Origin of the sequence: Chitinivibrio alkaliphilus ACht1 (genome assembly GCF_000474745.1) — a bacterium.
GTDB lineage: Bacteria > Fibrobacterota > Chitinivibrionia > Chitinivibrionales > Chitinivibrionaceae > Chitinivibrio > Chitinivibrio alkaliphilus.
Genome location: NZ_ASJR01000005.1, coordinates 78,999 through 90,342, shown reverse-complemented (window position 1 = coordinate 90,342; position 11,344 = coordinate 78,999). Strand labels below are relative to the sequence as shown.

The following is an 11,344-nucleotide window of genomic DNA, read 5'->3' as shown; positions in this document are numbered from 1 at the left end:
CTACCAATCCTTTCCGTCGGGCGGTTCCTGCATGTCAAGGGTGTCACTGGGTTTGTTCATATGCATGAGGTCATCGCTATATTGATCTATAAGACGCTGAGCGTGCTCGCGACTCAGCTCTTCCTCGTCAAGGGTGTCTTCTTGGGTGGCATCGGCATCCTGCTCTGTTTCAGGATGCTCCTCTTCGTCCTTTTCATCTGCGGTGGGGTCATCATCTTCGTGCTGATCATCTTCGTCCCCCTCGTCTGAGGGGTGCTCTTCATCATCTTGGTCATCATCATCTTGGTCATCATCCCCCGGTTCTTTCTCGCCGTCACTATCACTTTCGGGAGGTTCTGGAAGATTGTGAAGTTTATACGCGGTAATTTCCATGTTATGCACAACGCGGCTACTGTCTGCACCATGATCAAGAGCCTCTGCATAGGCGTTCAATGCACCGATATACTGAGCTTTTACATCATCCAGGGAGAGCTCGTGCGTTTCTTCGGTAGGGTGCATAAGCAATTCTAAGGTGTGGTCCCCCAGTTTATCAAGGGATACGCCGCGAGAAAAATGATGTTGTCCCGCCAGTTGTTCCTGTCCAGGAAGAGAGCTAACCTTTTCTAAGAGCTCTGCTGCCGTGGCATGTTCTCCCAGTTGAGTATGGGCAAGGGCTTTATTATAGAGAATTCGGGGGTTTTCCGGATCTTTCTCCGCAGCTCGTCCGTAAATACGGGCTGCCTCAGCGTAGTTTCCTGTTTCATAGGCTTCCTGGCCGCGCTGGCTCAGGGTGTTGAGTTCCCGCACCCCGGCAAGGCAGAGAACAAACATGCTGATAACACAGAGCGTCTTATGCAATGTGACCCCTCCATTGTTTTTTCTTTCTTACGGCATGGGGCAGTAGATAGTACGAAAATAGCAGGAGTATACTTGCTCCGAGAAAGAGTTGATACTGCTCTGCAAGTCCTTCGTGATAGTGCTGCTCAAAAACGCCATCTTTCATATCTCGAATATCATCGTAAATTGCATGCAGATCCAAGTCGGTTTCAGCGTGGAAAAACTGCCCCCCCGTTTCCAGGGCGATATCTTCCAAGAGCTGGGGATTGAGGCGGGTAATAACTCTTTCGCCACGCTGGTCCCGTTTATACGAGCGTTCCCCATCCTTGCCTGGCATGGGGATGAGGGCTCCCTCCGATGAACCGACGCCTATGGTATAGATGTACACGCCTTCATCGGCGGCTCTCTGTGCTGCCGTAAGCGCGTCGCCTTGATGCTCCTCCCCATCTGAGATGAGAAGAATCATTCGGTCACGCTCATCATGGGAGAAACTTTCCACAGATTTCTCAATGGCACCGGCGATATCTGTTCCTTGAAAGGATATCCATGATGGATCTACCGCACGAATAAAGGTGCCGGCAACCCCGTAATCAGAGGTGAGCGGGAGTTGGACAACGCTTTGCCCTGCAAAAATAGTCAAGCCCACCCTTTCTCCCTTCAAAAGGGTAAGGAGCTCAGAGAGTTCATGTTGGGCCCGGCGTATCCTGTTTGGCGAGATCTCCTCTGCATACATGCTGTTGGAAATATCAAGGGCTATCATAATGTCTATGCCGCGCTGTTCCCGTCGTGTTTCTCGTTCTCCAAAGAGGGGGCGTGCTACGGCAATGACAAGAAGAATCCACGCTGTTATACACAGGCTAATACGGAGCGGTTCCAAGGGAAAGAGAACCGGTGGCGTGAGTTCTCGTACCAGGTTCTCATCTCCAAACCGTCTCAGGGCTCTGCGTCGGGCGCGGAAGGTGGCCCAAAAGAGGAGCAGAAGCAGCGGCGCCGAGATAAGAGCCCAGAGGGCGGTTGGTTCTGCAAAACGCATTATGGAAACCTCCTGAATCGGGTATGCCGTAAGAGTATCTCTAAAAAGATAAGGAGACTTCCCCAGAGAAGCCACCGGTAGAATTCTTCGCTCCAAGCGACCCACTTTTCAATCTCAACTTCCGTTGTTTCAAGCTCATCAATTGCTTTGTAGATCTCTTCAAGCTCCTGAGTACTCTCTGCAAGGAAGAATTCTCCTCCGCCGATACGGGCAATTTCCTGGAGCTCTTCAGCATCATAATCCGATTCTATCTCTCGGATAATTGTATCTTGTCCATGGATAAAGGGGTAGGGTACTCGTCCTTCTCGCCCGATGGCAATGGTATGAATACGGATTCCCTGCTCAGCCACTGCGCGGGCGGCCGTAAGGGGCTGTATATCACCACGATTATTTGCTCCATCTGTAAAGAGCAGAATTACCTTGTTTTCCGACTGTCCCGCTTGAAGATGTTTTGCAGCAGTTACCAAGGCGGTACCAATGGCAGTGCCATCCTCAATAGAGGGGCCGAAATCGAGATCTTCAATGAAGGAACTGAGGAGGTCATAATCACGGGTAAGGGGACATTTAAGATAACTGCGGCCGGCAAAAATAGTCAGGCCTATGTTATCCCCCGTGCGGTGTGTGAGAAACTCCTGTGTCTGTTCTTTGGCCACCTCAAGACGGTTTGATGGTTTAAAATCGAGGGCACGCATGGACGTGGAGAGATCTAAGGTGAGCATGATATCTATTCCGTCAGAGACGATATGCTCATGCTGATCTCCCCGTTGAGGGCGTGCCAGGGCAATAATAAGCAAGGCCATTCCCCCAAGGCGCAGGAGGATAAGAATGTGGCGGAGGTATACTGCCCAGCCCACGGGGATGCTTTCCAGGGGGGCGGAGTGAGAAAAGGTCAGGGCAGATCGGCCCCGTCGTTCTGTGTAGAAATAGCTGAGGACAAGGGGGATGAGCAGTAGCAAAAGCCAAAGGGCTTCGGGGGTGTAGAACCTCTTCACGTCTCTTCTCCATGGTCATTGGGGGAATGGGCGGCCTCTGCCACTTGCGCCTCCTTGGTTTCGATAAACCGTCGGCTTTGAGTAAAAAGATTTTCCATATCCTCATGGAGCGGTTCAAGATTGGCAAATTTTACGGGGTCTGTATCTCCGATTAGTTTTTTGAGGAACTGGCGATCTTCTCGGGAAAGATCCGTCGTTTCAATCCATCGCCGGAATTCACGGGAGGTATATTCAGCCACTCCGCATTGCCACCGGCGACCGATATAGCGTTTTATAAGAGCGGAGAGTTCAAAGCAGAATGGTTTATACTGTCTGAGGGAAAGATAGTCTTGCGCAGCAAGTCTTTGAAGAGATGCCAAGGCTTCCTCACCCGGTGGTGGGGGAGGAGGGGCGAGAGTGGGAGCGTTATTTTTCCGGTATCGCTGCCAGAGAAACAGCATGAGAAGAAAGACCGCACAGAGTACTCCTCCAAGAATCCATGGAAAGAGGTGTGGTCGTGTAAAGTCCAGGGGGGCTCCCGCATCGTAGGGACGGGCGGTGTCGGCAAGGGTGGAGAGTACCGTGAGCGTAGTTTCGCCCGTATGTGCCGTGATGTCTTCGCCACGGCGGGTATAGGAAAGGGTGAGCGACGGGATCGTACAGGTTTCTATTGTATAGGGGGTTATGACAAAGGAGATTTCCTCTGTGTTCAGGGTAATATCTCGAATTTGTACGGTTGGAGTGAGAAACCCCTCCGGATGAAGCAGGCGTGCAGATGTGGCATCCTCGGGAAGAGGAATAGATCCCGGTACGGACGCGCCGAAAGTGGTTGTATCTTGGGCAAGATGGAGGGAAACCTGTACGGTGTCAGGACGTGCCGCCAGAGATAGCGCAAAGAGGAGGGCGAAGAGGGCTTTCATGGGTGGTTACACTCCGAAAAAAAGAATGATTCCCACTTGAACAAGGCCCACCACACCGCCAAGAAGCGCACCGAAATACTCAATTGCTCGAAGTTCCCGCGCAGCAATGGCGTAAACAATCTCTTCCAGTTTGTGCATGTCAAAATCAAGAATTTTATGTTCCACAAGCTCTTTAAAATCAATCTCCTGCTCCATGCGCTCAAAGAGGGTTCCCAATAGTGCCGGTACTTTTTCCTCCAAACTATCTCGCAACATGGCCACAATGGCCTTCACCGTATCGGGAGTAATAAAGGCACCGAACATGGGGTGTTGAGCAAATTGTTTCTCAATCACCTCCTGTATACTCGCAAGTACGGTTTCAACAACATCATTATGAAAGGATTTTTTTGAAAGAACCTCTTGAATATCCCGGTGGGAAATCAGTTCTTTTTCAATGGTGTTGCCAATATGTCTTGCCAGCTCGGCTTTCCGTTTTGGCAAAAGGCCCTGAACGACAAGGCCCAGAATACGACGCTTTTTATAGGGGCGAAAGATCATCTTCACAGCAAGAAAGTTTGTAAACCACCCGATGAGGCACGAGATAAGAGGGATTGCTATCAGTACACTAAGGTTCACCATATGCTCCTTGAAAAATGAACTATAAAATAGTTTTTTGAGGAGCCCCGTGTCACATTTTCCACCCTTCTGAGGGAAGTTCTCCGTACAGGTTTTAAAAAACGTGGGCTTGCATGCCAAGGGTTAAAATAAGAAAATGGAGCCAGTTTTCTGTATACCCGTCACCAAACTGTCCCGGGTCGCTGGTTCCTTCTGCGCCCCCACCAAGATAGCGAAGGTTAAGATACACCGCTCCAGGCAACTGTTCCAAATCTCTTCCGGCTCGGAGTGAAGCATCAAGGATGGCTCCTTCTACGTCAGAGTCTGAACCATTGATATACCGTACCGGTGCATACATGCCGTCAGCTTCAAGGCCAATCCAGTAGGAGTCGTGTATGGAACGATGTAGACGAACCTTAAAAGCCGGTACGGGACCGATATCTTGCTCTTCACGGAGCAGGTCTCCCTTCCTGTCGGCAAAGGTTATTTGGGCGTTGCGTATTTGGAGAGAGAGGCCTATTTCAAAGCTGTGTGTGGGGCTGTGGCTCAGGCGGCGTAGCCAGCTAAAGCGGTAAAAGGGAAAGCTGTAGGTGAGATCAAGGGGGGTTCCCTGAGCAAACACTGCGTCATTAATCCGTATCTCTTCATTGGCGGTTGCTCGTGTTTCCAGGAGTAAGGGTTGGTAGAGAAGAATAAAGGAGTGGTTTTTTTGGGGACGGTATTCAAGGCTTAGGCGTTGAATGGGGTAGTGATTTTCCTGTCCCCCCTACTCTACATAATCAAAGAGGGTGCCCTCACGGGAAAATTGTATGGTGTGTCGTAACACCGAGAGAAAGCCTGTTTCCCACGTGGCGGTAAATTCAGCAAATGTTATGGATATACACAGAAACGGAAGAATGGCATATTTCATTTTAGTGCTCCTTGAGAGGCGAAATAGTTGGAGTGACTTCAATAGAAAGGGGTGTATGTAATATCTCTTCGAGGGAATTTTGTAAGTATGAAAGATCATCTGCGGTGGGAGGAGTGTGGTGTACCAGGCGAAAGGAGAGAGTAAGAGGAGTATTTGTTTCCACCTGTACGTTGCGAAGCATTCCTACGGAGAAGGTTTTCTTTTCCAGATTGCGTATCATACGTTGTGTAGAAACGGTGTGGTGAAAACTCATTGCCAGGGGAATAGAAAGAAGTGCCACCACTGTGAGGGAGACCGCCATACCTCGCAGTGATCTTTTTATGGGGCTGAAACCGAGAACAAGAAAGGTGAGGGCTGCTGCCAGGGTAATTCCTGCAAGGTTTGTCGTAAACAGCAGGGCTGCTCCACCGAAAATATCAAATCGTCCCCACCCAATTCCAATGCCGGTTACGGCCAAGGGAGGGATGAGTGCTACGGCAATGGCCACTCCTGCGAGGGTTTTGGCAAGATCTTCCCGGGCGTGGGCATAGGCTCCGGCGCATCCGGAGATTGCAGCGATGCCTAAATCAAGCAAGGTGGGATGCGTGCGGGAGAGTATTTCTGTTCCCGGTGTGGAGAGCGGCATGAAATAGGTAAGAAGGGTTGCTGCACCAAGGGACATGCAGACACTGCTTCCAATGGTGGTCACACTGGAAAGGGTGAGCTTTTTATCCTGTCGAAGTACTCCCATGCTCAGGGAGATGATTGGCCCCATGAGAGGGGCTAAAATCATGGCACCGATTACCACCGGAACTGAATTGGTGAAAAGCCCGAGGGTTGCCAACAAGGTGGATAAGACAATGAGTACAATGTAGGGGGTATGGAGGGTGGCATTATTTCGCAGTATTTGAAAAAGATCACGGAACTCATCCGTTGATGCCCGTCGAATCAAGGGAAGGCGGTGTGTACTAAGGGCTTGAGCCACCTCCGGTGAAGGAAGGTTTTGCACTTTGTACACATTGGTGCCTTCAGACTGTGCAAGCATGTTTCTATCAAAGCCGCTTCCCGGAATCATGCGTATGGCCTGTGCTTCTACCCGGAGGGAGAGGCTTTTTTCACGGTAACTCTCTTTGTCTAGGGTAAACTCCCGTTCTCCCTGTGGAAACGAGAGGGTTGCCTTCGTACTTTTTATTATGCCTCCAAAGGAGGGAAGCCTGTTTTTCTGTAAAAAAGAACGCAGTATTACACGACAGATATCTCCAATACTTCGTGGGGCGATGATAAATAAAAACATGCGGTCGTCATTTATGGTTGAATCTTCCAGAATCAGCCGTGAAAGAATGGTGCTTTTGCGATGTTGAGAGATTATCACACCCGTGGCAGCTGTGGTGAGTTCTTTGTCATCGGAGATGGCAATATTGACTTGAAAGGGAATGCTGTTAAAGAGACGAAAAAGGTGGCTTAGCTGGAGCTTTGTTTTCGAATTATTTGATGATGTGGGAAAGCCTCTTCCAATAATAAGGGCGTTGAAGACAGGGATATCATTACAGTAGAGTATGTCCATGGTTATTGGATCGGGGGCGTTTTGGATATGGTTAATCTCTTTTTCTAAAGAGGCATGCACGCCCAAGGAAAGTGCTGCTTCCCGTGCTTCGGGATGGGGGAGCACAGATACCACACAGTGTTGGTCTATAAGATGGGGAAGCAGTTTTTTTATATGTGCATCGGGAAGAAACAGAAGAACCCGGGATTCTTGTGGTAGCTGGATAGTTTCTTCAAAGACAAGGTACTGAAGTGAATAGGCTTCATGAAGAGAGCCTGTTTGTTCGCGGATATATTCATACTGTTCTTCTTCAGAAATAATATGCCACATGGGTACTCCTGTTTTTTTTCTAGTATAGCATTAATATATACGAAAGACATTCATTTTGTAGGAGCAGGATGTATTATTGAACTTGTTTGAGAGCGCAGAAAGTGGCCAGTATTCCTTTAAGCAGTACGGAGTAACTTCTTATGCAATTCTTCTTGCGGGTGTTCTTTTTGAGCGGTCTTTATCTTTGTCGTGTCTGCATACTTCCCGGGGCTTGATCCCCTCGATGATTTTTCTCCTGCCATGGCTGCAACAGAGCATCCTGTTCAGATGTATTATTATGCAGGGGGGATGGAAGATATGAGTGAGGCTGCGTTCTGGTTTTATGCAGGCCAGTTGCGATTTCGTATACATCGAACAGCTCAGGCAGAACAGATTTCAGAGTCTGAGGAAATACTTTTCGGGTTACTACATTCAGTTCTCGGTGGAGTAGTGAATGAATATATTGGGGGTGATCCGCAGGAGTGGGCCGACTGTATACGAGCAGTTCTTGCGTGGGATCTTGCTACCCCGAACGAATGGACTTGCAAAGAAAAATTTGCTGAAGCACATGAAACGGAGCGTGCGGGACTTGCGGAGCTACTTTCGTATATTGAAGCAAATCATGATACTATTCGTCAAGAGCGCAAAGGCCGCGGTTTGGAAAATAGATGAGCAGGTATGACGTGCCCGTCAGTGCCTATGGCACGTCATATCTGCCATACCAGATATTACTGTATCTGTAGTTCGTCGCCCCCGTCGTGTGGGTCGTCCATGTGCTGATCGTCCAGCTGTGGGGCATCCATGTGTTGGTCGTCCATGTGTGGATCACCATGAGGCTCATCCATGTGTGGATCACCGTGAGGGTCATCCATGTGCGGATCACCATGAGGGTCATCCATGTGTGGATCACCGTGAGGGTCATCCATGTGTGGATCACCGTGAGGGTCATCCATGTGCGGATCACCGTGAGGGTCATCCATGTGTGGATCACCATGAGGGTCATCCATGTGTGGATCACCATGAGGGTCATCCATGGGTGGTTCTTCTTCCCCGGTGTCTCCCGTGTATGGCTCTGTTGCTGCAGGCTCATCCATGTGTGGATCACCAATAACATCATGCTCGCGGGCGCAACCTGCCAAAAGGACAAAGGAAAAGAACGTGATACAAAAGACAAGAAACTTCATAAAGATGCTCCTTATGGAAAAAACAAAAAGGGACTCCCCCCGTGTTGCGAATATTCCCCTGTAATTATTAATAGCAACGTCAAAAAAGATACAAAGAGAGAATAAACATTCACTTTTTTATTGAACTTCTTAGTTTTTTGTATATATTGTTTGTAGTGCAAACTTGTTTGAAAAGGAGTCTTGTCTGTGAGTCAAAAGAAAGATCAGGCCCGGGAAAATCTCAGTATTATTCGTGACACCCTGGATATTTCAGAGGGTGCCCGCTATTTCCGCATTATATTACTTGCCTTTGGAACCTATTTTATGGTGTCCGCAGGCTCTATACTGGCCACAATTATTCTTTTGTTTCAGATGCATCAGGCAGATGTGGCCGTGTCAAACCTTCTCCTTGTCGGGGGTGCTGTCTTGTTTCTGCTTACGTTTTTAAAGGTGCGCTGTATACAAGCCGCAGCGGATAAAAACGGGGTTCCCCTGGGAACACTCATAGAAAACAGTATTCTCACCACACGATTTATTGCCTTTTATACCCCCCATATTATAACGGCCGTTACAGTGATAACCTATCTTATATACGCCGGTCATTCTGTGTATGTGATACCGGCCTTACTGTTTATTTTTGGGTACAGCACAAATAGTATGGGCGTGTTGTTCCATCTTTCCTGCTACACCCGCCTTGCCTATCTTTTTATTGGTGTTGCGGTGTTGGGTCTCTTTTTTCTTATGGGGCATCCATGGATATTTGCTGGTCTTGGTTTCGGGGTGGTACTTTTTGCCGGGGGAGTGGATATTGCGATGCAGCGAAAACGGGTGTTGCCATGAAACAGGGGGATTTAAAAAAGGTGGAGCGCCTCCTGTCGGCTCCGGTCAGGCTGCGTATTATGGCTTTGCTCATTGCAGCTCCCCGTCAGGATTTTCCCACGCTGCAGAAAAAACTGGATATTACCCGGGGCAATCTCAGTTCCCACGGAAAACAGTTGGATGATGCCGGATATATTCGTATTCATAAGAGCTTTAAAAATAATCGTCCCCGTACAACCTATGAAATAACCCCGCGGGGGCGCCGGGCCTTTTCGGAATATGTCTCTTTTTTAGAAAAAATAATAACAACACCAGATTCAGAGGAGTAGCGTATGTTGCGTATATTGACAGTGGTATCTATGATGATCGGTGCAGTGTATGCATCAGACACGGCGTTGGAGGAATTTGTATCCACCTTTGATGATTTGTATCGAAGCAGTTCATCCCGGGGGAGGATGCGCATGGAGATTACCACGCCCCACTGGGAGCGGGAAATGGAAATGCTCAGCTGGACCCACGGCCAGGAGAAAATGTTGATAAAGGTGATATCTCCGCGGAGGGAACGCAATATGGGCACCCTGAAGGTGGGTACGGAGCTGTGGAATTATATGCCCCGCACAGAACGTATTACAAAAATCCCGCCGTCCATGATGATGTCTGACTGGATGGGCTCTGATTTTACCAATGACGACCTGACCGGAGCCTATACCCTGAAGGATGATTATGAGGTATCACTTGTACAGGAAGACAGTGAGTATCGTTATTTTTCAGCTGTTCCCCAAAAAGATCGGGCAATTATCTGGGGAGAGCTCAGGATTCAGGTCCGACGGGAGGATAATCTTCCCGTGAAACAGGAGTTTTATGATGAACACGGCGAATTGGTACGGATAATGAACTTCAAAAATATTCAGACCTTCGGAGACAGAACAATTCCGGCAACACTGGAGCTTGTTCCTCAGGATGAAGAAAACAGAAAAACGGTGCTGCACTATCTTGATCTGGAATTTGATGTTACCCTTTCACAGGATCGTTTTTCCACAGCGGCTCTTCGGGAACCGGTACGGGAGGAATAATGGTATTGCTCAAAATAGCCTTTCGAAATATTTTCCGGCAGAAACGGCGTTCCGCCCTGACCCTTCTTACCATGACTGCGGGCTTTTTTATGGCATCCCTGGCTATTGCCTTTAATGTGGGATCGTACAATGTTATTATACGGGAATTAACGCGCAATGAAACGGGTCATGTAAAAATCGCCCACTCCACATACCGCTCCACCCCCGATATGTATTATACCATTGATAATTACCGGGATGTACTCGGCACAATGGAAGATCGGGAAGATGTGGCCTTTGCCACGGCAGAACTCTTTGGCAGCGGCCTTGCGGCAACAGATACTCGCAGTCTTCCCGTATCGGTACGGGCCGTTGATCCCCGACGTCATGATGAGGTTTTTTCCTATGGCGGCCGGGTGACTGAAGGGGAGTATATGCGGTCGCAAAAGGCGGAAGTCCTTTTGGGCAAGCACCTTGCCCGGCGTCTGCGTGTTGCCCCCGGAGATACCCTGTATCTGTTTTCCCAGACGGCCTATGGGCGGGTTGCGGAGGATATTTTTTCCGTACGGGGCATTGTTTCTCCGGATCAGCAGCGCATCAGTGAATCGCTTCTGCTGATGCCCCTTGATATTGCCCAGGAGTATTATGAATTGTGGGATCGGGTCCATGAAATATCCCTTGTGGGTACACATGAAAATGCCCGCAACCTTGCCGCAGAGGTACAAAAAAGCCTTTCTGATCCATATATAGCTGAGCCCTGGCAGGAGTTTAATCGTTCCCTCTACGAGGCGATGCAGGCAGATCAGAAAGGAGGGATTGTGGGGGTAACTGTCATATTGATCATTGTGGGATTTGGTATTCTCAATACGGTTTTAATGGCTGTTTTGGAGCGTCAGCGTGAATACGGGGTATTAAAGGCTGTGGGGACAACTCCCGGTCAGGTTTTTGGGCTCATTGTGGCGGAGATGATGATTCTTGCCATCCTTTCAATTCTTGTTGCCCTTCCCCTTTCATGGTCGGGGAGCTACTATTTTGCCACAGAGGGAATCCCCCTGAGTGACCCCTTTACCTTCGGGGGAGTTGTCTGGAGCCATATTTACGCCGATATTATACCCCTGAGCTTTACCCTTCCGGCAGTGGTTGTGGGGGTCGTAACCCTTTTTGTGAGTCTTTTTCCCGCCATGAAGGCCGCCCGGACAAATCCGGCGGATACCATGCGTATTGATTGAGGAGAG

Annotated in this window: 14 protein-coding genes; 5 read left to right on the top strand and 9 right to left on the bottom strand. The window is 49.0% G+C overall.

Annotated elements, in window-relative coordinates:
* The 8 genes from CALK_RS12020 to CALK_RS03525 form a co-directional block, all read right to left on the bottom strand.
* Window positions 1-837: a tetratricopeptide repeat protein gene (locus tag CALK_RS12020; protein WP_022636285.1), complete on the bottom strand. Its 837-nt coding sequence runs from the start codon at window positions 835-837 to the stop codon at window positions 1-3.
* Entirely contained in the window at window positions 830-1,849 is a 1,020-nt protein-coding gene (locus CALK_RS03550) for a vWA domain-containing protein (RefSeq protein ID WP_022636284.1), read from the bottom strand. Before CALK_RS03550 ends, CALK_RS12020 begins: the two co-directional genes overlap by 8 nt.
* Window positions 1,849-2,841, bottom strand: a complete 993-nt coding sequence (locus tag CALK_RS03545) for a VWA domain-containing protein (protein WP_022636283.1) — start codon at window positions 2,839-2,841, stop codon at window positions 1,849-1,851. The genes CALK_RS03550 and CALK_RS03545 overlap by 1 nt, the downstream gene beginning before the upstream one ends.
* Complete coding sequence (locus tag CALK_RS03540) at window positions 2,838-3,740, bottom strand: hypothetical protein (RefSeq protein WP_022636282.1); 903 nt, start codon at window positions 3,738-3,740, stop codon at window positions 2,838-2,840. Before CALK_RS03540 ends, CALK_RS03545 begins: the two co-directional genes overlap by 4 nt.
* A gap of 6 nt (window positions 3,741-3,746) precedes the next feature.
* On the bottom strand, window positions 3,747-4,358 hold the full coding sequence (locus tag CALK_RS03535) for a DUF445 domain-containing protein (protein WP_022636281.1): 612 nt from the start codon (window positions 4,356-4,358) through the stop codon (window positions 3,747-3,749).
* A gap of 91 nt (window positions 4,359-4,449) precedes the next feature.
* Window positions 4,450-4,956: a hypothetical protein gene (locus CALK_RS03530; RefSeq protein WP_022636280.1), complete on the bottom strand. Its 507-nt coding sequence runs from the start codon at window positions 4,954-4,956 to the stop codon at window positions 4,450-4,452.
* Window positions 4,957-5,100: 144 nt separating this feature from the next.
* On the bottom strand, window positions 5,101-5,244 hold the full coding sequence (locus CALK_RS12775; protein WP_022636279.1) for a hypothetical protein: 144 nt from the start codon (window positions 5,242-5,244) through the stop codon (window positions 5,101-5,103).
* A gap of 1 nt (window position 5,245) precedes the next feature.
* On the bottom strand, window positions 5,246-7,096 hold the full coding sequence (locus CALK_RS03525) for a TIGR00341 family protein (protein ID WP_022636278.1): 1,851 nt from the start codon (window positions 7,094-7,096) through the stop codon (window positions 5,246-5,248).
* Window positions 7,097-7,285: 189 nt separating this feature from the next.
* Here CALK_RS03525 and CALK_RS03520 point away from each other — a divergent pair, with 189 nt between their 5' ends.
* Window positions 7,286-7,747: a hypothetical protein gene (locus tag CALK_RS03520; RefSeq protein WP_022636277.1), complete on the top strand. Its 462-nt coding sequence runs from the start codon at window positions 7,286-7,288 to the stop codon at window positions 7,745-7,747.
* A gap of 56 nt (window positions 7,748-7,803) precedes the next feature.
* Here CALK_RS03520 and CALK_RS12770 read toward each other — a convergent pair whose 3' ends face one another.
* Window positions 7,804-8,259 carry a hypothetical protein gene (locus CALK_RS12770; protein WP_022636276.1) on the bottom strand — a complete coding sequence of 152 codons (456 nt, stop codon included), beginning with the start codon at window positions 8,257-8,259 and terminating at the stop codon, window positions 7,804-7,806.
* 186 nt (window positions 8,260-8,445) lie between these two features.
* On the opposite strand from CALK_RS12770, the gene CALK_RS03510 reads away from it, so the two are divergent.
* The 4 genes from CALK_RS03510 to CALK_RS03495 are packed head-to-tail and all read left to right on the top strand — an operon-like array spanning window position 8,446 to window position 11,338.
* Complete coding sequence (locus CALK_RS03510; RefSeq protein WP_022636275.1) at window positions 8,446-9,078, top strand: hypothetical protein; 633 nt, start codon at window positions 8,446-8,448, stop codon at window positions 9,076-9,078.
* Window positions 9,075-9,386, top strand: coding sequence for a winged helix-turn-helix domain-containing protein (locus CALK_RS03505; protein WP_022636274.1), 312 nt, complete (start codon window positions 9,075-9,077; stop codon window positions 9,384-9,386). The genes CALK_RS03510 and CALK_RS03505 overlap by 4 nt, the downstream gene beginning before the upstream one ends.
* Before the next feature lie 3 nt (window positions 9,387-9,389).
* On the top strand, window positions 9,390-10,130 hold the full coding sequence (locus CALK_RS03500; protein WP_022636273.1) for an outer membrane lipoprotein-sorting protein: 741 nt from the start codon (window positions 9,390-9,392) through the stop codon (window positions 10,128-10,130).
* Window positions 10,130-11,338 carry an ABC transporter permease gene (locus CALK_RS03495; RefSeq protein WP_022636272.1) on the top strand — a complete coding sequence of 403 codons (1,209 nt, stop codon included), beginning with the start codon at window positions 10,130-10,132 and terminating at the stop codon, window positions 11,336-11,338. The genes CALK_RS03500 and CALK_RS03495 overlap by 1 nt, the downstream gene beginning before the upstream one ends.
* The last annotated feature ends 6 nt before the right edge of the window (window positions 11,339-11,344 follow it).